The 24,870-nt window shown below is 59.1% G+C and carries 19 protein-coding genes and 1 pseudogene; 12 read left to right on the top strand and 8 right to left on the bottom strand.

Annotated features, from left to right (window positions below):
* Together NV64_RS18205 and NV64_RS18210 are read right to left on the bottom strand one after the other, a co-directional pair.
* Positions 1–236: pseudogene (locus NV64_RS18205) on the bottom strand (iron ABC transporter permease); the annotation flags it as partial.
* Between the two features lie 86 nt (positions 237–322).
* On the bottom strand, positions 323–1,348 hold the full coding sequence (locus NV64_RS18210; RefSeq protein WP_101506484.1) for an ABC transporter substrate-binding protein: 1,026 nt from the start codon (positions 1,346–1,348) through the stop codon (positions 323–325).
* 216 nt (positions 1,349–1,564) lie between these two features.
* On the opposite strand from NV64_RS18210, the gene NV64_RS18215 reads away from it, so the two are divergent.
* Positions 1,565–2,605 carry a LacI family DNA-binding transcriptional regulator gene (locus NV64_RS18215; RefSeq protein ID WP_101506485.1) on the top strand — a complete coding sequence of 347 codons (1,041 nt, stop codon included), beginning with the start codon at positions 1,565–1,567 and terminating at the stop codon, positions 2,603–2,605.
* A gap of 171 nt (positions 2,606–2,776) precedes the next feature.
* The gene (locus NV64_RS18220; RefSeq protein WP_056232968.1) at positions 2,777–3,688 is read left to right on the top strand and encodes a pyridoxal-phosphate dependent enzyme; all 912 of its coding nucleotides are present in this window, start codon (positions 2,777–2,779) and stop codon (positions 3,686–3,688) included.
* Between the two features lie 215 nt (positions 3,689–3,903).
* Here NV64_RS18220 and NV64_RS18225 read toward each other — a convergent pair whose 3' ends face one another.
* A complete protein-coding gene (locus NV64_RS18225) occupies positions 3,904–4,890 on the bottom strand; it encodes a threonine/serine dehydratase (protein WP_082502284.1) in 987 nt (328 codons plus the stop codon).
* Positions 4,891–4,942: 52 nt separating this feature from the next.
* Between NV64_RS18225 and NV64_RS18230 the strand changes: the two genes are divergently transcribed.
* Positions 4,943–5,287 carry a helix-turn-helix transcriptional regulator gene (locus NV64_RS18230; protein ID WP_056232966.1) on the top strand — a complete coding sequence of 115 codons (345 nt, stop codon included), beginning with the start codon at positions 4,943–4,945 and terminating at the stop codon, positions 5,285–5,287.
* A 97-nt stretch (positions 5,288–5,384) separates the two neighbouring features.
* Here the strand turns inward: NV64_RS18230 and NV64_RS18235 are convergent, their stop codons facing one another.
* The 3 genes from NV64_RS18235 to NV64_RS18245 all read right to left on the bottom strand — a co-directional run bounded on the left by NV64_RS18235 (position 5,385) and on the right by NV64_RS18245 (position 9,524).
* A complete protein-coding gene (locus NV64_RS18235) occupies positions 5,385–6,992 on the bottom strand; it encodes a glycoside hydrolase family 43 protein (protein WP_101506486.1) in 1,608 nt (535 codons plus the stop codon).
* Complete coding sequence (locus NV64_RS18240) at positions 6,989–8,365, bottom strand: glycoside-pentoside-hexuronide (GPH):cation symporter (RefSeq protein WP_101506487.1); 1,377 nt, start codon at positions 8,363–8,365, stop codon at positions 6,989–6,991. Before NV64_RS18240 ends, NV64_RS18235 begins: the two co-directional genes overlap by 4 nt.
* Before the next feature lie 250 nt (positions 8,366–8,615).
* Positions 8,616–9,524, bottom strand: a complete 909-nt coding sequence (locus tag NV64_RS18245; RefSeq protein ID WP_056232959.1) for a helix-turn-helix transcriptional regulator — start codon at positions 9,522–9,524, stop codon at positions 8,616–8,618.
* 197 nt (positions 9,525–9,721) lie between these two features.
* Here NV64_RS18245 and NV64_RS18250 point away from each other — a divergent pair, with 197 nt between their 5' ends.
* From NV64_RS18250 to NV64_RS18260, 3 genes are all read left to right on the top strand, one after another.
* Positions 9,722–10,321: a nitroreductase family protein gene (locus NV64_RS18250; RefSeq protein ID WP_056232956.1), complete on the top strand. Its 600-nt coding sequence runs from the start codon at positions 9,722–9,724 to the stop codon at positions 10,319–10,321.
* A gap of 289 nt (positions 10,322–10,610) precedes the next feature.
* Positions 10,611–11,330, top strand: a complete 720-nt coding sequence (locus NV64_RS18255; RefSeq protein ID WP_056232955.1) for a DUF6088 family protein — start codon at positions 10,611–10,613, stop codon at positions 11,328–11,330.
* On the top strand, positions 11,327–12,301 hold the full coding sequence (locus NV64_RS18260) for a nucleotidyl transferase AbiEii/AbiGii toxin family protein (protein ID WP_056232953.1): 975 nt from the start codon (positions 11,327–11,329) through the stop codon (positions 12,299–12,301). The genes NV64_RS18255 and NV64_RS18260 overlap by 4 nt, the downstream gene beginning before the upstream one ends.
* A gap of 132 nt (positions 12,302–12,433) precedes the next feature.
* Here NV64_RS18260 and NV64_RS18265 read toward each other — a convergent pair whose 3' ends face one another.
* Positions 12,434–14,569: a TonB-dependent siderophore receptor gene (locus NV64_RS18265; protein WP_056232951.1), complete on the bottom strand. Its 2,136-nt coding sequence runs from the start codon at positions 14,567–14,569 to the stop codon at positions 12,434–12,436.
* Between the two features lie 279 nt (positions 14,570–14,848).
* Positions 14,849–16,018, bottom strand: coding sequence for a helix-turn-helix transcriptional regulator (locus tag NV64_RS24195; protein ID WP_233209033.1), 1,170 nt, complete (start codon positions 16,016–16,018; stop codon positions 14,849–14,851).
* A gap of 374 nt (positions 16,019–16,392) precedes the next feature.
* Between NV64_RS24195 and NV64_RS18280 the strand changes: the two genes are divergently transcribed.
* The 6 genes from NV64_RS18280 to NV64_RS18305 all read left to right on the top strand — a co-directional run bounded on the left by NV64_RS18280 (position 16,393) and on the right by NV64_RS18305 (position 24,828).
* On the top strand, positions 16,393–16,818 hold the full coding sequence (locus NV64_RS18280) for a PAS domain S-box protein (RefSeq protein WP_056232947.1): 426 nt from the start codon (positions 16,393–16,395) through the stop codon (positions 16,816–16,818).
* A 3-nt stretch (positions 16,819–16,821) separates the two neighbouring features.
* Positions 16,822–18,357 (top strand): sulfite reductase flavoprotein subunit alpha, encoded by a 1,536-nt coding sequence (locus NV64_RS18285; protein ID WP_056232945.1) that lies wholly within the window; start codon positions 16,822–16,824, stop codon positions 18,355–18,357.
* A 265-nt stretch (positions 18,358–18,622) separates the two neighbouring features.
* The gene (xapA, locus tag NV64_RS18290) at positions 18,623–19,450 is read left to right on the top strand and encodes a xanthosine phosphorylase (protein ID WP_056232943.1); all 828 of its coding nucleotides are present in this window, start codon (positions 18,623–18,625) and stop codon (positions 19,448–19,450) included.
* A gap of 26 nt (positions 19,451–19,476) precedes the next feature.
* Positions 19,477–20,727, top strand: coding sequence for a nucleoside permease (locus tag NV64_RS18295; protein WP_101506488.1), 1,251 nt, complete (start codon positions 19,477–19,479; stop codon positions 20,725–20,727).
* A gap of 65 nt (positions 20,728–20,792) precedes the next feature.
* Positions 20,793–21,707 carry a LysR family transcriptional regulator gene (locus tag NV64_RS18300; RefSeq protein WP_056232938.1) on the top strand — a complete coding sequence of 305 codons (915 nt, stop codon included), beginning with the start codon at positions 20,793–20,795 and terminating at the stop codon, positions 21,705–21,707.
* 547 nt (positions 21,708–22,254) lie between these two features.
* A complete protein-coding gene (locus NV64_RS18305) occupies positions 22,255–24,828 on the top strand; it encodes a type VI secretion system Vgr family protein (protein ID WP_101506489.1) in 2,574 nt (857 codons plus the stop codon).
* Positions 24,829–24,870: the final 42 nt, after the last annotated feature.

The following is a 24,870-nucleotide window of genomic DNA, read 5'->3' on the forward strand; positions in this document are numbered from 1 at the left end:
GCCTGTTGCAGGCGGGCCAGCCCGCACAGCGCCAGCATCAGCACGGCAACGGCCAGCCACGGGCGCTCAAACAGGACGATTTGCCACAGTGCGGGGGCGCTGTCAGCATCGCTCCACAGCGTGCTCAGCCAGCCGAAATCGAAAAAGCCGGCTTCCTGGCTGTACCACGGCAGCAGCAGCAGGGCGCAGGCACCCAGCAGCAAAGCCCCGTTCAGGCGGCGGTTTTGCGCATTCATTTTCACCTCGGTCATCGGGTGTCAGGGAACAGGCCGTGCGGCGCATCGGGTTGGCCGCACGGCGTCAGAGGTCAGGGTGGGAGGCGTTACTGCGCGCTGGCACCGATCTCTTTATCCCAGCGGCTGAGCAGCTCTTTACGTTTTTCAGAGTTGCCGTAGGTTTTGAAGTCGTAGTCGATCAGCTTGATGTTCTCGAAGCGCGGCGCGTATTCGGAGATCTCCGCCTTACTGTTGGACGGCAGCTGGAAGGATTTGGCGTCTTTCATATGCGACTGGGCGTCGGCGCTCAGCGCCCAGTCGTACCACACTTTGGCGCTGGCGAGGTTGCGCGCGCCTTTGACGATCGACATCGAACCAATCTCATAGCCGGTGCCTTCGCACGGGGCCACCGCCTTGACCGGGAAGCCGTCCACCTGCATCGCCACCGCGTCGTGCATAAACACGATGCCGATGGTGGTTTCGCCCCGTGCCGCCGCCTTCACCGGGGCAGAGCCGGATTTGGTGTACTGCGAGATATTGGCGTTAAGCTTTTTCAGATAGTCGAAGGCTTTCTCCTCGCCCATAATCTGCACCAGCGTGGCGAGAGTGTTATAGGCGGTGCCGGAGGAGTTCGGGTTAGCCATCTGGATCTCGCCTTTGTAGGCCGGGTCGAGCAGGTCGGCCCAGCAGGCCGGTGCCTTGAGCTTTTTATCGGCGATCAGTTTGGTGTTATAGCCCCAGCCCAGCGCACCCGCGTAGACGCCGACGGTGCGGTAACCGGCGCTCTCTGCCTGCTTGCGCGCCCACTCCTGCTGTTCGCCGAGCAGCGGCGACTGGTAAGGCTGGGTCAGCCCTTCGTCGGCGGCCTGCATATGCGGATCGCCGGTGCCGGCCCACCAGATATCGGTGCGCGGGTTCCGCGCTTCGGTGCGGATGCGGGCGTAGGCCTCCCCGGCGGAGAGCCGCACCATACTGACCTTGATATCCGGGTGCTGCTTTTCAAACAGGTTGGTCATTTGCTCACACACCACCACGTCGGCGGAACAGATCATATTCAGCTTGCCGGCCGCCTGGGCCGGGGCGGCGAAGGCGGATCCGGCGACGACTGCTGCAATCAGGGTCAGACGATACATAGTGTTCTCCTTGGTTCTGTAGGGTGGCGATACGGTGTCGCCGGAGTTTTTTTGCACTTGTGTGCAATTAATTAATGGACAACAATTAACCTGTCAATCGCGTTACATGGCATTTCAGTGGTTGCGTCACAAAAACAGAACAATATTGTAACAATCTTGTTTGCACAGGCGTGCAAACTGCGACAAAATCAGTTTTCGTTTACCAGGGGGTGCAACATGGCAGTGGAGAAGGCGGTAGTCAGTGCAAAAGATGTGGCCGACCTGGCCGGCGTGTCGCGTTCGGCGGTGTCACGCACCTTCACGCCGGGAGCCAGCGTATCGCCAGCCACCCGTAAACGGGTGATGCAGGCGGCGGAATCGCTCGGCTATCACGTCAACCATCTGGCGCGTGGGTTAGTCAGCCACCGCAGCGGCATCATCTGCCTGATCGTCTCGGAGCTGGCTACCCCGTACCGCGCCAGCCTGGTGCGGCTGCTGACCCTGCAGCTGCAGGCGGCCGGTAAGATCACCATGCTGATTAACACCGACCGCTCCGACGACAGCGTGGCCGCCGCGCTGCAGCAGGCGATTAACTTCCGCGCCGACGCCTCGTTTCTGCTCTCCGGCATGCCGGACAGCGCCATCGCCCGCCTGTGCCACAGGCACGGCCAGCGGCTGGTGCTGATCAACCGTAATGACGTGCTGCCGGGGTCGCTGAGCATCAATCAGGACAGTCAGGAGGCCGCCAGCCGGGTGGTGATGGCCTTCGCCCGCGCCGGCTGCCGCCGTCTGGCTTTTGCCAACTCGCTGGCCGGCACGCCCAGCCTGATGGCGCGCGAACAGGGATTTGTGCAGGCGGCGGAAGCGGCCGGGCTGCAGGTCAGCGTCGAGCGCTTTGGCACCACCTCCTACGAGAGCGGGCAGATCCTCGCCCACCGGCTGCTGACCCGCCGCGACCGCCCGGACGCGGTGTTCTGCGTCACCGACCTGCTGGCCTGCGGCTTTATGGACGAGGCGCGGCACCGCTTTGCCCTGCGCATCCCTGAAGACCTCTGCATCGCCGGTTACGATGATATCCCGCAGGCCAGCTGGTCCTCGTATAACCTCACCACCTTCACCCAACCGGTGGCGCTGTTTGCCGAGGACGCGGTGAAGTGGCTGGTGGCGCAGGAGCGCAAGGAGGAGCGGGACAGCGCGAACGCGGGGCTGGAAACCGCCGGTGAGACGCGCAGCTATCAGGCCGAATTTATCTGGCGCGGGACGATTCGCGGGGGCTGAGCAGGACAGCAGCTGAGCTGTCAGACTATTTAAACAAATTGTTGATTTAAGTGGTCTGTAAGCGTAATTTACTCCACGCCCTTTAAGAACAATTCGAGTTAATTTCACTATTTTGTTGAAATAAATCCTCGCTATCCCTTTGCCGGATCCCCTTTTCCGATGGAGCGTTACATGCCACTGAGTATCACCACTCCGCTGCTGGAGTCGCTGCCGCCTGGACAGCTGAATCAGACCCGCGTCTGGCTGAAGATGGAGGCGCTGCAGCCCTCCGGCTCGTTTAAAATTCGCGGCGTCGGCCACGCCTGTGAAACCCACTACGCGCGCGGTGCCCGCCGCTTTATCTCCTCTTCCGGCGGTAACGCCGGGCTGGCGGTGGCCTATGCCGGGCGGCAGCTTGGCGTACCGGTCATCGTGGTGGTGCCGGAAACCGCCTCCGTCCGCGCCCGCCAGCTGCTGGTGCTGGAAGGGGCGGAGGTCCGGGTACATGGCAGCACCTGGGCAGAAGCGAACGATCTGGCGCTGTCGCTGCTGACCGACAACGATGCCTTTATCCATCCGTTTGACGATCCGCTGCTGTGGCAGGGCCACGCGACGATGATTGATGAAGTGGTGGCGGCTGGGGTGCGGCCGGATGCGGTGGTGCTGTCGGTAGGGGGCGGTGGCCTGCTGGCCGGCGTGGGCGAAGGGCTGCTGCGTAACGGGTTACAGGATGTGCCGGTGTATGCCGTCGAAACCGGGGGGATGGCGTCATATGCGGCGGCGCTGTCGGCGGGCCAGCCGGTGGAACTGGCGCAACTGTCCGGCGTGGCGACGTCGCTGGGTGCCCGGCAGGTGTGCCAGCGTGCCGTGGATCTGAGCCGTGAGCTGAATATTACCTCCGTTACCGTCAGCGATCGTCAGGCCGTGGATGCCTGCCTGAGCCTGCTGGACGACCAGCGCGTGCTGGTGGAACCCGCCTGCGGCGCGGCGCTGGCGGCGCTGTACTGCCGGAAGCTGCCGCTGGACGGGGTGAACAACGTGCTGGTGATTGTCTGTGGCGGATCCACCGCCACCGTGGCTTCGCTACAGTCATTTGCGGGCTGAGCGCTGAGGCAGACAAGTAACGCCGCCGACCTGACGGGTCAGGGCTGGCTAATGCAGTTGGGCTGACAGGTCATCATTGCCGGTCAGGATGGCTAATGCAGTGGAGATGACAGGTCATCATTGCCGGTCAGGATGGCTAATGCAGTTGGGCTGACAGGTTCCATTGCCGATCAGGCGGGCTACAGCAGCCAGCCCGATCGGGCTGACGTTGCCGATCAGGCGTCGTTAAGCAGCGACAGATAGCGCGAACCCGCCACGTTTCTGCCGCTGATCACCGCCACGGTGCGGCGTCCGGCGATCTCCCCCGCATAGCGCAGCGCCCCGGCCAGCGCCGGTACGCCGGACGGTTCAGCGACCTGGCGCTCAACGTCAAGCAGGATGCGCATCGCGGCTTTGATCTCCGCTTCCGAAACGGTCAGCACCCGATCCACCCGGTCGCGCACCAGCGGCCAGGTGAGGGTGGAGGCTTCAATCGGGCCGCTGACGCCTTCGGCAACCGACGGGCTGTGCGCAACCGGCACGGGTTCACCCGCATCCATCCAGCGGGCGAAGGTTGGGCTGGCCTCGCTCTGAATCCCCCATACTTCAATCGCCGGATTGATCGCTTTCACCGCCGTTGCGATCCCGGCCGCCAGACCGCCGCCGCCGATGTTGACGAGGATGATCTCCGCGTCGGCCCACTGTTGCAGGATCTCCAGCCCGACCGTGCCGCCGCCGGCCACCATGGCGAGGTTGTTGTAGGCCGACACAAAGACGGCACCCGAGCGTTGCGCCTCAGTCAGCGCCGCATGGCGAGCCTGTTCAACGTCGTCGAAGAAGGTTAAGCGCGCGCCAAAATCGCGCATGGTGGCGACCTTGCCCGGATCTGCCGCGTGCGGCAGGTAGATGCTGACCGGCACGCCGGTGGCATGGCCGGCACAGGCCAGACCCAGCCCGTGGTTGCCGGCGGTGGGAGCAATCACGCCGGTCTGCCGCTGTTCGGGCGTCAGGCTGGCCAGCACGTTGGTCGCTCCACGCAGCTTAAAGCTGCCGGTCAGCTGCTGGCTCTCCAGCTTGAGGCGCAGCTCCGCACCGATGCGTGCCGAGAGGGCGGGGGAGGGATCTAACGGCGTGGTGCGCACCGTGGAACGGATGCGCTCCGCAGCGGCAACAATATCCTGCACGCTGACCGTGTCGGTTGCCGTTTGCTGTGGGTCTGTCATAGTAGTGGCTCGGTAAGTGTATTGTGAAATAACTATATAGGTATTTGGCTATATGAACAAGCAGATGACGACCACGGCAGAACTGCTGCGGGCGATGGGCAACGAACAGCGGCTGATGATACTGCACTGGCTGGCCGATCCGTGCGCCTGGTTTCCCGCCCAGCGCGACGGCGATCTGGTTGAGGATGGCGTCTGCGTCGGCTTTATCACCGAAAAGCTTGGCCTCAGCCAGCCGACCGTTACCGGCCACCTGCAGCTGCTGGCGAAGGCCGGGCTGGTAACCTCAAAACGCATCAAAAACTGGGTGTTCTACAAGCTGGTGCCGCAGCGGCTGGCCGAAGCCAGCGCGGCGGTCAGCGCGCTGACGCACACCGCAACGGAGACGATCGCTAAGTAAGCACGCCACCACACGGGCCCTTTGTCCGGCCCTGAGTCTTGCCGGCGCAACGGGTCCATGGTCAGGTCAGTTCAACGGAGTAGTATTCTGTCCGGTTCTACACCTCCTCACCCTCCGCCCGGTACTCAAAGTAATCGAAGTCGGCATACGCGTTTTCACCGGTAAAGTCCTGGCAGCACAGGCCGACGAAGGTGCCGGTAAAGCGCTCAATGCCGCGCTCTTTAAAGTATTCGTCCGACAGTTTGCTGAACTCAACATAGCCGCCGACCGGATGCCACGTGGTTTCGTCGGCGGACCAGAAGAAGAACGCCGCATCGAAGCTGACCTCCACTTTCAGATACACCGGGCCGTCATGGCCCGTTTCCGTGCCGCTTTCCGTTGGCTGGCTGAGCCGGTTGAGATCGTTAATCATCAGATTAACGACGCGCCTGCCGTCAGCGCCGCGCGTCAGGTAGAGATAGAGGTAGTGGGTGGTGTCGTAAATACACACCAGCCCGGCCATCTGCTGGAACGAGGTCGGCTGGAAATCGACGCGGGTCTGCGCGGTGAAGGCGAAATCCGTCTGCCGCCGCGCCACCAGGCTCTGGCAGTGGCGCGAGCTGAGGGATTCGCGGCCGTACAGCCGCAGCCATCCCGGGCGCTGCCGCAGGCTGCAGACCGCTTCCGCCAGCGGGATGCGTAAGGTCTGCAGGTGCAAGGGTAGCGCTGGATCGTCAAAGTTATCGCGGACGGGCAGCGCAGGCCAGGGGTGTTCCGGCAGCGACGACCACACCTGCAGTTCCGGCGTGGTCTTTTCATTCGCCAGGCGCAGCCAGCCCTCTTCGTTCCAGTACACCGCCTGGATAGCGGTTTCCCGCCCCATGGTGCTGCGGCCGCGTGACGGCAGCGGCCTGCCGCACAGGTGCACCAAAAACCAGTCGCCCTGCGGCGTTTGCACCAAGTCGGCGTGGCCCGTGCGCTGCAGCGGCAGGCGGCAGTCGTAGCGCGAGGTCAGCATCTGGCCGATCGGGTCAGTCTCATAGGGGCCGAGTAAATTACGCGAGCGCGCCATCGTTACGCCGTGGTTGTAAAAGGTGCCGCCCTCGGCGGTCAGCAGGTAAAACCAGCCGTCGCGCTGATAGAGATGCGGCCCTTCGGTGATCCCCAGCTCGCTGCCGCCGTAGATCGTGCGGCACTCGCCGGTCAGGCGCTGCTGCTGCGGGTCATACTGCTGGATGATGATGCCGTTCCACTTCGGGAAGCCCGGCTTGCCGCCGTCGCGGTAGCTCATCTCCATGCTCACCAGCCATGTGCTGCCGTCAGCGTGGTGAAACAGCGACGGGTCGATGCCGCGACCGTTCAGGTAGACCGGCTCTGACCACTCGCCTTCGATATCGCGGGTGGTGACCACGTAGTTGTTGACGTCCCAGAAGCGGCCGCTGAGGTTTTTCACGTCGCTGTAGACCAGGTAAAACACGCCATCTTTTTCGCTCAGGCAGGGGGCATAAACGCCGCCGGAGTCCGGATTGCCCTTCATATCCAGCTGGCTGACCCGGTTAAGCGGATGGGCTATCAGCGACCAGTGCTTTAAATCATACGACTTATAGAGGCACACGCCGGGAAACCACTCAAAGGTCGACGTGGCGATATAGTAAGCGCCGTTGGCAAAGAGTATCGACGGGTCCGGGTTGAATCCGGGCAGAATCGGATTGGTAATGGTGGTCATTTTATCTCTCCCTGAGCGTCAGCCAGTGCGCTAACGGTGGGTTGCGGACTTGCCGGCGCGTGTTCGGCAGCAACGGGGTGGTGGCGGTAGTTTCTGAGTATCAGGATCAGGCTGAGCAGCAGCAGTGCGGGGATCACGGTGAAAATCAGCCGGATGCACAGCACGGCGCTCTCGCTCTGTAGTGTCGCGCCCCCGGTATAGCCGCCGAACGTTAATATCCAACCCATCAGCGCACCGCCAATGGCGATGCCAACCTTAATGGCGAAGATATTGGTGGAGAACACCAGCCCGCTAAATGATTTCGCCGCCTGCCGTTCAACATGGTCAATGATGTCGCTCAGCAGGCTCCACTGCAGCGGCGTGGCCATTGAGTTAATCAGGTGGATAATGCCAATGAGAGCGCAGATGGCGACGGCCTGCTGCGAGGGGACAAAAAACAGACCGATCATAATCAGCGCCTGCAGCGACATCGCCAGTTTATAAGCCCGCAGCCGTTCGATGCGTTTTGCGACCAGCGGGGTCAGCATTGAGCCAAAAAACTTGGCGGCGAGGATCAGCGTCAGCACCACGCTGACCAGCTCCGGGCGCTGCAGGTAATACGTCACGAAGTACATGGCGCCACCGGTTTTTAAAATCCCGGCGGTCAGGTTTACCACGTTGAGAGTAAACAGCTTGCGCCAGTTGGCATCCGCCGCCAGATAGCGCAGTTCGCTGAACACGCTGCTAAACTTCTGGCTGCGGTCTACCGGGCGAATATAGCGCTCGCGGGTCATGGCGAAGCAGAGGTAAAACATCAGCGTGCTGAGCCCGCCCATCAGCAGCATGGCGTAAAAGTAGCCGTGCTGCAGGTTACCGCCGCCCAGTACTTTGGTCAGCGGCAACGCCACCAGCGATACCAGAACGCCGCCCAGCGCCGCAAAGGCGAAACGGTAAGACTGCATCGACACCCGCTCCGCCGGGTTTTGCGACAGGTTGTTGATCAGCGCACAGTAGGGGACGTTAACCAGCGTATACAGCAGCGACAGCGCGGTGTAGGAGATATAGGCGTAAACCAGCTTGCCGGTCTCGCCGAACTCCGGCGTGTAAAAGGTCAGTGAACCAATTACGCCGAACGGCAACGCGAACCACAGCAGATAAGGGCGGAACTGGCCATGCCTGGTCAGCGTATGGTCGGCCAGGAAACCGATCCAGACGTCGAAAAAGGCGTCCAGCACCCTGACCACCAGGAACATAATGCCCATATGGTAGGCGCTGAGGCCATAAATGTCGGTGTAGAAAAAGGCCATAAACAGCATGATGGTTTGCCAGATGATGTTTGACGCACCATCACCGAGGCCGTAACCGATTTTTTCTCTGAACGTCAGTGCAGACATAGGGAGTCCTTTTTTGATTTTATTGTCAGGGCAGGCAAGCCGGGCTTGCGATATCAAAAATAGGCCTTATCAGGGCGCAATAATGTAGTGGAAAACGAGTGGAATATAATTTTCTTGCGCAGGAGGGGTAACGGCGATCACTGTTTTGCAAAGAAGCCGTTGGGCGGTCAGCCGGGCGAGGGTGCTGGCAGTGTTTCAGTCAGGTAACGCAGAGATAAGCCCTGGTCAGGCGGATGATGATAGCGACGCACTATCCGTCGGCGGCAGGCGTCAGCACGGCCACGTCATGGTAAGAGGAGAGCTGGCGGGTGGTGCGGCTGCGCTGGCGGAAGGTTTTCGGCGATACGCCCATCAGCGCTTTAAATTTGTAGCAATAGTAGGCGCTGTCGGTAAAGTCGCAGCGGTAGGCGACGTCGGTTATGCTCAGGTCGCTGTTTCTCAGCAACTCTGCGGACCGGGCGATCTTCTTGCGGATCAGATACTCCTTAAAGCCGACCTGCATAATCTTTTTAAAGGTGCGCGAGAAGTGGCTGGTGGAGAGCCCGCAGCGGGCGGCGGCCTCGGTCAGTGAGAGGGTAAAGCGCTGCTGGTGTTCCAGCCACACCACAAAATCAATCAGCGTATCGAACGGGCCTGCCTTATCGCCTCTGACGATGACTTTATCAGCCTGTTCGCCGCAGCCGTACACCGTGTTGAGCAGCAGCACCAGCAGCGGATCGATCTGCTCCGGGCCCTGCGGCGCGGCGTGCAGCTCGCTAAACCAGGTAAACAGAAACTGCAGCCGCTCGGCCTGCTGCGGGTTAAGCTGCAGCACAAAACCGGCCTGCAGATCGCCCAGCTGAAACGGGTATTTCAGGCGATGATGCACGGCCTGCTGGTACTGCAGTAAAAAGCGCTGATGATCGCCGCTGTGCTCCAGTTCCATATCGTGCAGCACCATCGAGCCAACAAACACCAGGGTGTTGTCCTGCACGCTGAATTTTTCACTGCCGATCGAGAACGCGCCGCGCGCGCGACGAAACCACATAATCTCATGTTCCAGATGCACGTGCGGGCGGATCGCCACGCCGTCCACCGGCACGCCTTCACCGGCACGCAGCATGTAATCCACGCCCAGCGTGGTTTCAATTTTTTCATAAAAGCGATCGGAATGGGACATGGCACAACACGGCGCAATTTCAGGAGCGGTTACTATTACGTTATCGCGCAGGCGAAAGCAATCCACCGTGCAGCGGCCCGCGGCCGTTCAGTTTTTTTTAACAACACCCACAGATTTTTTGGCTGCCATTTTCATCAGAATTTTCATAGTATGAAAGGCTCCGGGGTGTTCCCGGAGAAACTCAGCCAGGAGGAACTATGTCGGGTCATTTTTTAGAAATCGCCACGAAGCGTCGCAGTATCTATGTACTGGGTAACGATCTGCCACTGTCGAAAGAAGACGTTGCAGCGCTGATTAAAGAAGCCGTCCGTCAGGCACCGTCGTCCTTTAACTCACAGTCATCCCGCGTGGTGGTGCTGTTCGGTGAAGAGCATAAGAAGCTGTGGGAGATCACCCGCGAGCAGCTGCGCAAAATCGTCCCGGCCGAGAATTTCCAGGGCACCAGCGATAAGATGGATATGTTTGCCGCCTCCGCCGGTTCCGTACTGTTCTTCGAAGATGAAACCGTGATTGCCGGCCTGCAGGAGCAGTTCCCGAGCTACGCCGATAACTTCCCAATCTGGTCTGAGCACAGCACCGGCATCGCCCAGTACGCCGTCTGGCTGGCGCTGGCCGAGCAGGAGATCGGTGCCAACCTGCAGCACTACACCCCGCTGATCGACAACGACGTGCGCGAGGCATGGGATATCCCGGCCAGCTGGAAACTGCGCGCGCACCTGAACTTTGGTTCTGTCCAGGCCCCGGCGAAAGATAAAACCTATATCGAAGACGATAAACGCTTTAAGGTGCTGGGCTAACGCTCTGTGCTACCACGGATTCGGTGCCTGCCGGGTCCGGTTTAATTCGGCAGTCTTTTGCGGCTGCCGGATTGCTCCTAAACTCTGTCAGTTCCTCTCTCTGCTGGTTCGCTTATTTTTCGATTATTTGTTGTTGTGGCTTAAAATTTAATGTAATAAATACAATAAGTTAAATATATATTCTTGCTAAGAAATGGTGGGTCCATTTACTCTAAATGTCATGTTTTTCTGCAAAAAAACTTTCTATTTTTTAAGGTGGGTGTAGAATACTTATCAGGAGGGAAGCAATATGAAGATTAAACCCTTGGTTGAGAATGAGATAACTCGATTTGAACCGGGTAAAATTTTTACCTATGGAGATTTATCTCCATTTCTTTCAAATCCTGAAACTACGGTGAAGGCTGTCAGTCGTCTGGTGAAGAATGGCGACATTAAAAGGTTCGCAAAAGGGCAGTTTTATCGTCCAAAGAAAGGGATTTTTGGCGAAATGCAGCTCAGTGATACTGAGAAGCTGAACACCTTCATCTATCAGGATGGCAAGCGGAGAGGTTATGTTACGGGAACAGGCCTCTATAACAGACTGGGTCTGACCACTCAGGTACCCAGAACGATTACCATTGCCAGTAACAAATCACCACAGCGCAAGAATCTTGGCACGATCGAAGTTAAATTAGTGAAAGCTAAAGCGCCTGTTTCGGAATCCAACAGAGAATATCTTGAGATCCTTGATGTACTTTCAGATATTAAGAAAATACCGGACAGTAATCCTTCATCCGTCATGAAGGTGATGGCAGGGAAACTGAAGGATATCGACAAAAGTGATCTTGATGAGATTATTAATCTGTCCGGTTTTTATTCGCCTGCAACGAGAGCCTTGTTAGGGTTGTTGACAGAGAAAATTAATATAAATATAGCGGAGAATATCAAAAAACAGCTCAATCCGACTACCCGCTACCGAGTTGGACTGGACGGTTCCTGGGATAATGCTGATAAATGGAATGTCGAATGAACCTTCATGATAATCCAGAAATGTTTCTTGAACTGATTAACCGGACAGCAGATCACTTTAAGATCCCAGAGGTTTATGTCGAGAAGGATTACTGGGTTACACGAGTCCTTCTCCAGCTAAGCCAGTCTGAGTTCAGGGAGGATTTTATTTTTAAAGGTGGAACGGCGTTATCCAGGGTCTTTGGTCTGATTCAAAGGTTTTCAGAAGATGTCGATCTGGCCATGTTTAACCATCGGGCGCTTAGCGATAACCAGATTAAAAAGCGTATAAGGGCCGCTGAGCAAAGGATTTCTGCCGGATTGACTTATATTGAGAGTCCTGGTGAGTCCAAAGGAAGTCAATTCCGGAAAGTCTATTATGAGTTTCCACGAATCGTTGATGGAGATTTTGGTCACGCCTCGGATGTTATTCTGCTTGAAATAAACAGTTTTACCTCACCTGAGCCTTTTTCTCCTATGCCTGTTGAATCACTGATTGCAGAATTCATCAGGAAAGGGCTGATTGAGGGTGGTGATGCGGTGATAACACGCTTCGGACTGGAAAGATTTGCAATCAACGTTCTCGACATCAAACGAACGGTTGCGGAAAAAATATTAGGATTGGTCAGAGCATCCAGGTCCGAAGACCCACAGCAGGCATTATCTGATAAAATTCGGCATATATATGATCTATGCATGATTAAACGTGATGCACAATATAGTCAGCTTTTTTATTCTGATGAACTTTTGGATATGGTCGATCTTGTGAAACAGGCCGACAGAGATCAGTTCGAAGATGCAGGAATCTGGCTTGATCAGCCTTTGCATGAGAGTGTGCTTTTCAGCCAGCCACTTGAAACCTGGGAAAATATCAGGGGTGTTTTCCACGGTGCTTTTTCTGAACTGGTTTACGACGGCGATCTTCCCTCTGACGACGAGGTGATTGGGGTACTCTCCTCAGTAGCCGATCTTCTCAAAAGAATGCATGACTGAAAGAGTAGTAATCAAGAACGTAAAAAACCTTGTTCGTTAATTAATTTTACGGTCACCACCTCGATGGTCTGTTCACTGGCTTTGCTGCGCTATTGCGGGCGGCCTCCCTGCCGCCCCCGGGTGCTGAAAAAATCAGAACTTATAGCTGGCACCCACCTGCCAGCTGCGGTCGCGGCCGATCCAGCAGTAGTTGCTGTCGTAGCAGGTGTAGGTGAACTTATTGGTCAGGTTCTGCGCCCCGGCCTTCACGGTTAAGCCCTTCAGGCTGTTGCTGACCACCCCCATGTCGTACGCCACGGCGGCGTCAAACTGGGTATTGCCGCCGATGGCGGGCACCGAGTTGTCCGGAGTGATCGCGGTTTTGCCCTGATAGCGCATCCCGGCACCAAGCATCAGGCCGTTAAGCGGGCCGCTGGCAAAGGTGTAGTCGCTCCACAGGTTCAGGGTGTTTTCCGGCACCTGGGTGGCGCGCTGGCCCTGATAGCGGTCGTCCTGCACGTTAATCGCCCGCGTATAGGCGTAGCTGGCGATCAGGTTCAGGTTCTCCAGCGGACGGCTCACCGCGCTGAACTCAAACCCTTTCGATTCGATCTCACCGGTCTGGCGGTAGTTCGCCAGCCCACCCACGTAAGTGTTATCGGTGGTCAGCACGTTCTTCTGATTGATCTTAAACACCGAGGCGGTCAGCGTGGTGGCGTAGTCGGCCAGCAGCGTTTTCACCCCGCCTTCCACCTGCTTGCTGGTGGTCGGTTTCACCTGGGTGGCGCTCAGCGTGCCAATCGGCGACACCGGCAGGAAGCCTTCCGAATAGCTGATAAACGGCGCGATGCCGTTGTCGAACTGGTACAGCGCGCCGAGGCGTTTAGTGACGCGATCCTGGTCGACCCAGCTTTTATCACCACCGTTGAGGTGATCGGTGGTGGTGGAGCGGTAGTCGTCGTAGCGCAGGCTGGCGATCAGGTTCAGCCCGCCAAACTCGACCTGATCCTGCAGATAGTAACCGGCCTGGTTAAAGCTCATATGCTGGCGCGTGGCCGCATACAGGCCGAGATTGTTATCGGTGACCACGCCGTGATCCGGGTTCTGCATATCGATCGCCGGATAAACGCTGCCGTAATCATAGTTAAAGTTGGCGTTCAGGCGCTGATAGTCAACGCCGGCCAGCAGATGGTGTTTCCACTCGCCCAGGCTGAGCGTTTTCGTCAGCTGGTTGTCGATATTAACGTTGTTCAGCGACTCATCGGTAGTGTAACCAAAGCGCGACAGGGTGGTGTCGCTGCCGCTGGTGCCGGTGGAGTAGATGCTGCGCTGGTATGATTCCACGTGGGCATAACGTGCTTTCTGCACCACGCCCCAGCCGCTGTCGAACTGGTGCTCGAAGGTGTAGCCGATCAGCGTCTGGCGCTGTTTGAAGCCGTTCCAGCGGTCGCCGGCGTAGTCATCACGGCTGGCCGAACCGCTGCGCAGGTAAGCCAGCGGCAGCGGGTTGGACGGCGTCAGGCTCGGCTGATCCTGGTAGATGGCATCGATGGTCAGGCGCGTCTGGTCTGACGGCTGCCAGCTGACGGACGGGGCCAGCAGATAGCCTTCATGTTTGGTGGTCTGTGCCTGATCGTCACCGGCGCTGGCCTTGCCGATAAAGCGGTAGTTCCAGTCGCTGTCGGCGATCTGGCCGGTGGAGTCCAGCGTGCCTTCACGCAGCGCGCGGTTGCCGGTGGTGAACTCCACCTCGGTGCTCTGCTCTTTTTTCGGCGTTTTACCCTGAATATTCACCAGCCCGCCCGGCGAGGCGTTGCCGTACAGCACCGAGGAGGGGCCTTTCAGGATATCCACCTGCTCGATCAGGATCGGATCGATGCCGGCTTTGGTATTGCCGCTGACGTTGTACGGCAGCTGCAGCCCGTTGTAGTACTCGTGCTCGGCGCTGAAGCCGCGAATTTTGTACTCACTCATATAGGTGGTGGAGCCGCGCATTTCGGTCGCCACGCCCGCTTCGTAGCGCAGGATCTCATTCAGTGAATTTGCATGGCGCTTCTCAATTTCCGCCTTGCTGATGGTATCGATAGTCTGCGCGGTACGGCTTTCCGGCACCGCCGATTTACTGGCGCTGTTGGTATAGGGCGCAACGCTGTTTTCGGCGCTACCGCCACCGGCGGTGACCACCAGCGTGCCGTCGCTGTTAGCGGTGGCGGCCTGCGCCAGCGGTGAGAGGGAGGCCGCAATGCTGAGCGCCAGAAGGGAGAAATGCCGGTAACCGTGCCTTGCCATAAAGAAAGTCTCTCTGTTTTTATCAAATTCGCGGCGGCTATTATTGCTGAAAGATTCGCATTCGCACCTATGCGAACTGCCGGATTGCGTATGCGGGATGACAAAAGCGGGCGGACAGAGGCCGGGGCAACCGGCACGGCGCTGTTATCCGGCGTAATTCACAGTCAGGATCCCGGCGATAATGTCCGTTGCTTTCAGGAACTATCGCCAGCCCGGTCAGCTCGTGATGAGGCGGGCCCCGGTCACAGGCGAACAGGACAACCGGGATCGGGTGTTTGCTCAACCGGCCTGCAGCGCGCTGGGTGCCACGCCGTAGCGGCGGCGAAAGGCGGTAGCGAAGTTGCTGGCGTGCTGGTAGCCGGACATCCACGCCGCCTGCTGCACGCTGTGCCCCTGCTGCAGGTAGCGCCTGGCCTGCGCCAGCCGGCAGTCGCGCAGATAGTTAAACACCGAGTCGCCGTAGGCCTGGCGGAACTTGCTGCGCAGGCTGCTCGGGCTCATCGCCGCCGCCCGCGCCAGCTCTGCCAGCGTATGGGGTTGCTCGGGGCTGGCGGCGATCAGCTGGCGCACCTGCTCCAGCCGCGCCCGTTCACCGGGCGGCAAAGGTGGGGTTAACGAGGCAACCGCCATGCCGCTTTGCGGCGATGCGGCGGCAACGGGCCGGGTAATACCGGCGGTCGCCACCGCGTCTGCCCTGGCTTCAGCGGCGGCGGAGGCAAATGCCGGTGGGCTTTCCTGCGGGATGGCCGCCGTGTTACCCGCAGTTTTCGCCATTCCGGAACGAGATACTGTACCTGCTGTACCCGTCTGTGAAGCGGCTTCGGCCGGTTCGGCCAGCAGCTGTTGCGCCAGCAGCTGCAGCAGCAGCCCCTCCAGCATCAGCTGGCGCACCAGCGGATCGGCACAGGGCTGCAGCACCCCCCGTAGCCCGGTCAGCAGATGGTCCGGGATCTGCCACACCTCCGAACCGGGATAGCGCTGCTGCCAGGCCCCGAGCAGGGTGGCGATCTCCGATCCCGGTTGAAACCGCGCCGGATTAATGCCAAGGGTGATGGCAACCAGCCGCTGGCCCGCGTCGTGGCGTGCCTTCAGCTCCAGCCGGTCGCCAATTGAGGTGGCCAGCGCCATGCCGCCGCGCATTAGCTGGGGTTCGCCGTTCAGCCACAGCTGCACGCAGCCGCTGACCACCACCAGAATATAGAGCGGGGAGTGGCCAGCGGAGGTGGTTTCATACGGCTGGACGATCTGCAGGTCGGAGCAGGTAACGCTGAGCCCGGAGGGCAACAGATGCTCGTCGACGTAACCCTGCACCACGGTGGCGGCAAGCGAACGCTGCGGCGCGCTGCCCAGCGCCGGAAAGCGGTAGTCAATGGCGTGGCGCTGGCCATATTCAAGAAAGTTTGCCACCGAGAAGCGTTGTTCCTGGCGGGCATGTCGCTGTGTATTCATGGAACTCCGCTGGCTGGGGGAAGGGCCGCTCAGGTCTGAACGTCGGATAGTGCCAATAATAGCATCGGTAATTTCAGTGGTAAATTAAATGATACTTATTCTCATCAGTCGCCCTGTATGCGGCGTCGGCGACACGCGCTGCCACCTGCCTGCTGGCAAAGCGAAACCCACCCGCATCATCTGATTAACCTTTTGGTAATAATTCAATCTATTGATTTACATCAATAATACCGTTTCTTTTTACGCGGCTTTTGATTGCTTTTTTGATCGCGGATCGTATAAAGTGTATTTGAAATGCATCTTATGGTTGATGCAGCATCCTCTACCCACTTGGCACTGGCCGCGACGGCCAGGCTTACCGTAAGGAAAGAAACATGAATCAGAACCTCGACTCCGCACAGCTGATTAGCGCCCTCGACAACGTGATGGTGATCTCCACCACCGATCTGCAGGGCACCATTACCTACGTTAACGATCTGTTCTGTACCCTGACCGGCTACCAGCGCGAAGAGCTGCTCGGCCAGCCGCACAGCATCGTGCGCCATCCTTCGGTGCCAAAAGCCACCTATAAGGAGATGTGGGACACTATTAAAGCGGGCGAGATCTGGACCGGTATCATCCCCAACGTCGGTAAAGGCGGTGGCCTGTACGTGGTCGATACCACGGTGCAGCCGCTGTATGACCAGCAGGGCAATATCAACGCTTACATCAGCATCCGCCGGGTGATCAACGATCTGATGACCGACTTTGACGCGGTGGAGTTCTCCAAAGAGCAGTTCGACGAATTTTACGACAACTAAGCCATGAACAAACCCATCGAACGTGTGCTGATCGCTTACGGTTCTGAATCCGGCAACGCCCGGGCGCTGGCCGAATACCTGGGCGGTGCGACATTCCTGCAGCCCTTCGCGCCGCAGGTGACGGAACTGAACCAGCTGCTACAGGCGGAGCCGAATGAGGGCGACCTGCTGCTGCTGCTGACCAGCTCGTTCGGTGACGGCGAACCGCCCGCCAACGCCGACCGGCTGCTGGAGCAGCTGCCGCACTACGCCGCGCCCGGCGGCCTGCGCTACGCCATTTTCGGCCTTGGCGATACCGCCTATCCGCAGTTCTGCGGCTTCAGCAAGGCGCTCGACGCCGCGCTGGCCGCGCAGGGCGGGCAGGCGCTGATTAACCGGGTAGATGCCGACGCCGGCTATCAGGACTTCTTCCGCCAGTGGCTGGCGGTGGTGGAAAAGGTGCTGCAGGGCGATGCTGAGGCCGGGCAGGCGCTGCGGCTGCAGGTGACGCCTTACGGTGAGCAGAACGCCTTTACCGCCCGGGTGCTGGAACGATCGCACCTCAGCGGCAGTGCGCCACACGCCTGGCATATCCGGCTGGATATCCGCGGCAGCGGCATCCGCTATCGTGCCGGTGATACGCTCTGGGTTTTACCAGAGAACGACCCAACGCTGCTGGCCGGGCTGGCGGCAGGACTGGGCGATGAACGGGCGATTACCCAGCTGCGCGATAAAGAGCTGCGCCAGCTGAGTAAGGGCGTGCTGCGCGAACTGGCGAAGCTGGGCGGCAGCGAGGCGCTGAAGGCGCTGCTGAAAAGCAGCCAGCGTAAGGCGCTGGAAGCGTACCTGTGGGGCGCAGACCTGCTGGACGTGCTGCAGGACCACTGCCCGCCCGGCTCCGTCAGCCTGGCGCAGCTGCTGGAGATCCTGTCGCCGTGCCTGCCGCGCGCCTACTCGATCGCCTCGGCCGGCGATGAGCAGACGCTGGATCTCTGTGTACGTGAAGTCAGCTACGCGCGCGACGGCCGCCCGCGGCAGGGGATGGCGACCGGCTGGCTGCTGGCGCAGGACGCGGTGAAGATCTTTGTGCGCAGCAACCCCGCCTGCTGGCTGCCGGAGGACGCTGACGCCCCGCTGCTGCTGGTCGGTACCGGCACCGGCATCGCGCCGCTGATCGGCCTGACCCGCGAAATGGCGGGCAGCGGGCAGCAGCGTGAAACCTGCCTGATTTTTGGTGATAAACAGCGCGAGGTGGATTTCCTTTATCGTCAGGAGCTGGAAGCGCATCTGGCCGACGGGGTACTGAGCAGCCTGCTGACCGCCTTCTCCCGCGACGGCGACAGCAAATACTACGTGCAGCACGCAATAGCCGATCACGCTGACCAGATTGCCGGGCTGCTGCAGCGCGGCGCGCATATCTACCTTTGTGGCAACCGGCGCCATCTCGAAAGCGCGGTACGGGCGGCGCTGGATGCGGTGGCGCGTGAGGCAGGGTGGCCAGAGGGTGAGTTATGGCCGCAGTTGCTGGGGCAGGGAAGGCTGCATCTTGAACTGTACTGACACTGAGGTCCTGCTCCACCATGCAGCACTCTCTGGAGTCTTCAGGAGTCATTACTGATATGCAGGCCAGACAGGGCAGCCGGCTTGAGGCAATCCCCGACAAAATAATTGCTGAGGTGCTGGCCCGCCCGGGCGCGATCTTCAATTGATACATTTACGCTATCAATCATGTGGTTAAACGGTATTGGTTAAGCTTTGCAGGAAATCGGTATAAGAGTAGCGTCACATTACTTTCTTACTACCGACATATGGAGCTGCTAAGCCGATGACCTCTCTTGATAATTCCCCGTTCTACGCCGCCGATATTATCCGCTCACGCCTCAACGGCCTGAATCCGCGCGTGGCCTTTATCCTCGGTTCCGGCCTGGGGGAACTGGCGGAGCAGATCGAAAATCCGGTGGTGTTCTCATATGCCGAACTGCCGGGCTTCCCGGTCAGCACCGTACACGGCCACGCCGGTGAGCTGGTGGCCGGAACCCTGTCCGGCGTGCCGGTGCTGTGCATGAAGGGGCGCGGCCACTTCTATGAAGGGCGCGGCATGGCGGTGATGACCAGCGCTATTCGTACTTTTAAACTGCTCGGTTGCGAAATCCTCTTCTCCACCAACGCCGCCGGTTCTCTGCGCCCGGAGGTCGGCCCCGGCAGCCTGGTGGCGCTGAACGATCATATCAATACCATGCCCGGCACGCCGACCGTCGGCCCGAACGACGACCGCTTTGGCGACCGCTTCTTCTCACTGGCTAACGCTTACGATGCTGACTACCGCGGCGTGCTGCAGCAGGTGGCCAGCGAACAGGGCTTCCCGCTGACCGAAGGGGTGTTTGTCTCCTATTCCGGCCCGAACTTCGAAACCGCCGCCGAAATCCGTATGATGCAGATCATCGGCGGTGACGTGGTCGGCATGTCGGTGGTGCCGGAAGTTATCAGCGCCCGCCACTGCGGCCTGAAAGTGGTGGCGGTAGCGGCGATCACCAACCTCGCGGAAGGCCTCGGTGACGTTGAGCTCTCCCATGCGCAAACGCTTGCGGCCGCGCAGCTCTCTAAGCAGAATTTTATCAATCTGATCTGCGGCTTCCTCGGCAAACTTTCCTGAGCAGACACTAAACGGCGGGCAGCGTGATGGCGATACAACTACGCTTGAAGATTATGATGTTCCTGCAGTACTTCATCTGGGGGGCCTGGCTGGTCACGCTGGGTGCTTATCTGATTAACACCCTCGGCTTTCGCGGAGCCGACGTGGGCCTGGTCTACAGCGCCAAGGGTATTGCGGCGCTGCTGATGCCGCCGCTGATTGGCATCGTCGCCGATAAGTGGCTGCCAGCCAACCGGGTCTACGCGCTGTGCCACCTGACCTGCGCCGGCATGCTGGTGTGGGCGGCCGGGGCCAGCCAGCCGCAGCTGATGTTCTGGGCGATGCTGGGCAATGCGATGGCGTTTATGCCGACGCTGGCGCTCTCCAACACCATCGCCTACGCCGGGCTGGAGAAGGCCGGGCTGGATACCGTCAGCCACTTTCCCGCCATCCGTGTGCTGGGCACGGTCGGCTTTATCGCGGCGATGTGGGCGGTCAGCCTGCTGCAGCTGGAGCTGAGCAACGTGCAGCTGTATATCGCCGCCGGGGCATCGCTGCTGCTGGCGCTGTATGCGCTGACCCTGCCGACCACGCCGATCGTCAAAGGGCTGCCCTCGCGCAGCTGGGTCAGCCGGCTGGGGCTGGATGCGCTGGTGCTGTTTAAAAATCCGCGCATGTCGGTGTTCTTCCTGTTCGCCATGCTGCTCGGTGCGGTGCTGCAAATCACCAACACCTTCGGCAGCCCGTTCCTGCACGACTTTGCCCGCCAGCCGCAGTTTGCTGACAGCCTGGTGACGCGCTATCCGTCGATGCTGCTGTCGGTGTCGCAGATTTCGGAAGTGGCGTTTATCCTCACCATTCCCTACTTCCTGCGGCGCTTCGGCATCAAAACGGTGATGCTGATGAGCATGATCGCCTGGGTGCTGCGCTTTGCGCTGTTTGCCTGGGGCGACCCGTCGGCGTTTGGTTTTGTGCTGCTGCTGTCGATGGTGGTCTACGGCTGCGCGTTTGATTTCTTCACCATCTCCGGTTCGGTGTTTGTTGAGCAGGAGGTGGACTCGCGGATGCGGGCCAGCGCGCAGGGGCTGTTTATGACCATGGTCAACGGCGTCGGCGCCTGGCTGGGCGCGATCCTCAGCGGCTGGGTAGTGGACTACTTCTCCGTGGCCGGGGTAAAAGACTGGACCAGCATCTGGCTGGTGTTTGCCGCCTACGCGCTGGTGCTGGCGGTGGTGTTCCAGTTCAGCTTCTCCTGGCGACACTCGCGTCCGGCCGCGTCTGCCGCCGTCACCCATTAGCGTTCCGTCTGGTACAAGCCGCTAATGCGGTGGTAAATTATGGGGTTTCCCGCTATGGAAACCCCATGAACCCGTCATCCCGCCCGCACCGCCCGGACCTCAAGCTGCTGCGCTACTTTCAGACGGTGGCGGAGGAGCTGCACTTTGGCCGCGCCGCCACCCGCCTGAATATGTCGCAGCCGCCGCTCAGCTTCCATATCAAAGAGCTTGAATCCCAGCTCGGCACCCAGCTGTTCGTGCGCCATTCGCGCAGCGTGGTGCTGACCCACGCCGGGGAGGTGCTGCTGAATAAAACCCGCGCGCTGCTTAACAGCGTCGAGTGCGCCTTTGCCGAGGTGGAGCAGATAGGCCGGGGCGAGAGCGGGCGCATCCGGCTGGGGATTGTCGGCACCGCCATCTGGGGTGGCCTGCGCCCGGCGATCCGCCGTTATATGCAGGACTACCCGGCAAGCGAAATTCTGTTTTACGAAAAATCACCGGGCGACCAGCTGGCGCTGCTGCAGCGCAACGAGATCGACGCCGGCATCTGGCGCATGGAGACCCACCCGCCGTGCGGGCTGCACAGCGAAAAGCTTAACGACGCCACCTTTATGGTGGCGCTGCCCGTGGAGCACCCGCTGACTCAGCAGCCGGCGATCGACATTCGTCAGCTGCGCGAGGAAGATTTTGTCACCATGACCGCAGTCCACTCCGACTGGACCTTTCTGCAGAAGGTGTGTGCCGAGGCCGGTTTCACCCCTAAGGTGGTGCGCGAAGCGGTGGAGCCCCAGACGGTGCTGGCGCTGGTCAGTATCGGCCTTGGCCTGACTATAATGGCCGACAGCTACGCGCAGATGAGCTGGCCGGGCGTTACCTTCCGCCCGATGGTGCAGGCGATCCCGGCCGACCTCTATGCGGTCTATGCGCCGGAGCAGCTGACCGGAGTGACGAGGAGGCTGATTGAGGCGCTGAAGAAGTCGGCGGGGCTGGAAATCGCGTAGCGCCGCTAACGGCGGATGCAGCCCCTGCTGGCGGGCAAACGCCTTCGGCAGATAGTCCACGATGACCCGCACGTGAGGAGAGACCACTAACAGGTACGGATACTGCACCGTGATGGAAAACTTGACTGGCGGGTTACGGAGGGGAGTCCCGGGACTTTCAACCGCCCGAGTCGTCCCGTTTTTCCTGCCATGGCGGCGGTTTCGACCAGCATTCCACCCCTTATCACGATCCGTAATGCTTAAGTTATTCTGCTGTTATTGCTGAATGAACGGTGATAGCCAGATAAATTGATGACGAGTGTCTTGTTTAGGTGTTCAAATAATTTCAGAGATTATTTGGCTATTTAATCAGCAAGTTATTACCATTCTTTAAGATTATTCCCATATAAATCAGTTAGTAATTCCTTTCATGACCTGTTGCTCATTCCCGCCGGGCTGTTCTATAGTCGCGTCTGTACCCATACGGAAAGTGTCCCGGGTCGCGCTTTGAATGCCGCGACAATCGGCGATCCTGGTGAGTAATGCTTATCAAAAAGGAGCGTTCGCGATGAGCCTGATAAACACAGTACAAAGGAAGGGACCCGGTCTGGAGGGCAGCTCGCTAAATCGCTACCGGCTGGAGATCCCGTCCTGTGATGCAGCGCTGGACGTGGAAGATTTTAGCGGTCTGGAGATGATGAGCGGGCTGTACCGTTATGACGTCACCTTCACCTGCCCGGAGAAAGACCTGCATGCTGCGCACTTCCTGCGTCAGTCGGTCACCCTGACGATGGGGACCGGGCCCTTGCTGAGCATAACGGGATTAAAGCGTGTTCACGGTGTCACTACCCATTTTGAACGTGTCAAAGCCTCGCCAGACCAGGCGACATACCGGCTTATTCTGGAACCCTATCTGGCTTTACTGCGTAACCAGTTTCGCACCCACCGTTTCTTTATCAACCAATCGGTGCCCGAGGTGGTGAAGGCTGTGTTGGCAGAGCATAAATTCAAAGACTGGGAATATGCGTTTAACCTCAAAGGGTGCTACCCGAAGCGCGAACAGATCAACCAGTATCAGGAAAGCGACCTGGCGTTCGTTGAGCGCCTGCTGGCCGAAGTGGGGATTTTCTACTTCTTCACTCTGCAGCCTGACACCCTGACCGAAGTACTGCAGATGGCCGACGCGCAACGTGCCTGGCGGTTTGGTAAAACACTGCCGCTGATCGGGCCGTCCGGCACCCATGGCAACGGCGTGGAGTCGGTGTGGGATATTCACGTTCATCATCAGGTGGTGGAGGCATCCGTCACCGCCGGGGACTACAACCACCGCGCCGCTAACAAAGTTTTACTGACGCCGCCCGCCGACAGGAGCGGCGTTGAAAGTGAGCTGCAGACCTATGGTGACGTCTGGCACTATCGGCCTAAGTACCTTAGCGCAGGCAATAAACATACCCCCGATACAGAGACGGGTAACTTCTGGGCGCGGCTGGAGCATGAACGTTACCTGTCGAGGCAGACCCTGGTCGTCGGCAGCAGCACGGATTATACCTTAGCCCCTGCTGAAGTTGTGACCATCAGCCCGGCTTCACCGATCCAGACCCTGCCCGCAGCGTTAGAAAACGACGTGGTGATTGTGCGGGCCAGCTTTACGGCCAGCCGCAAAGACGCTCTGCAGGTTAACTGGGAGGCGGTTCCCTTCAGCGAAACCCGTTGCTGGCGACCCGCCGCTAAACCCCGCCCGGTGGTGAGCGGCACCCTGATGGCGCGTGTCACCAGCGCCAAAGCGCAGGACAGCTACGCGCATCTCAGCCAGAGCGGCCTCTACTGGGTCAGATTTGACGCCGACCGTGATGAAAAACCAAAGGGCTACGAAAGCATGCCGGTGCGTCTCGCCAAACCCTACGGCGGCGATACCTTCGGCATACACTTCCCGCTGATTCAGGGCACCGAAGTGGCTATCGCCTTCCACGAGGGCGACCCGGATCGCCCCTACATAGCCCATGCGCTGCACGATTCCTATAACCCGGACCACGTGACCGCCGACAATAACACCCGCAACGTGATCCGCACCGCCGGCCTGAACAAACTGCGTATGGAGGACAGGCGCGGCGAGCAGCATATCAAGCTCAGCACCGAATACGGCGGCAAGACGCAGCTGAACCTGGGGCATAACGTTGATGCGCAGCGCGTGCTGCGCGGTGAAGGGGCCGAGCTGCGCACGGATGACTGGTTGAGCCTGCGTGGTGGTAAAGGGGTGTTTATCAGCGCGGATAAACAGACCAAAGCTCAGGGCCATAGCCTGGATATGGATGAAGCTATCCGACAGCTGAGTCAGGCATTGTCGCTGGCACAGAGCCTGAATAAAGCGGCGCAGACGGCAAAGGCTACGCCGGGTGAAATTGACAGCCAGCAGCAGTTGGACGACGCGTTGGGACATCTGAAAGAAGCCGGAATCCTGGCTCATGCGCCAGAAGGCATTGCTGTTCTCAGCCAGCAAGCCATTCGTCTGGCATCGGGCAGTAAAAGCATTGGACTGATGTCAGGGAAAAATACTGATATCAGTGCGGGCCGGTCATTTACCGTCGCCGCTGAGGAAACGGTAAGGCTGTTTGCACAGGGGGCAGGGATGCAGCTGTTTGCCGGTTCAGGCAAAGTCGATATCCAGGCAATGGGCAACGCACTGGATGCTTCCGCACTGGAAGACGTAACCATCAGCAGCACTGAAAACAGCGTGACGATTAATGCCAGTAAGGCGCTGATCCTCAACTGCGGAGGGGCATACATCAAGCTGAGCGAGGGAAATATCGAACTGGGCTGTCCCAAAAATATATTTCTCAAAGCCACAAACGTTGACCAGACCGGGCCCGCAACACGGAATACGCCGCCGCTGACTTTCCCTAAAGGATACCAGGAGAAGTTTACCCTTAAAGACCCACGGTCAGGTGAAATTAAGCCGTTTACGCGCTACAAGATCACCACCGGGGAAGGAGATGTCTTTTTCGGTGCTTCTGATGACGCCGGCAAAACCTCCGCCGTTCATACCTCAATGCCCGCCAGCCTACAGATCGAGTTTCCGGATGAATTGCCTGATGAAGGGCCAGGATTCTGGCTAACGACCGACGATGATTATCGAAGTAGTTAAACCTTGGGTGAATATTGCTTTTAAGCCTGGTTCTGATTTTTT

Origin of the sequence: Erwinia sp. B116 (assembly GCF_002865965.1) — a bacterium.
Taxonomy (GTDB): domain Bacteria; phylum Pseudomonadota; class Gammaproteobacteria; order Enterobacterales; family Enterobacteriaceae; genus Erwinia.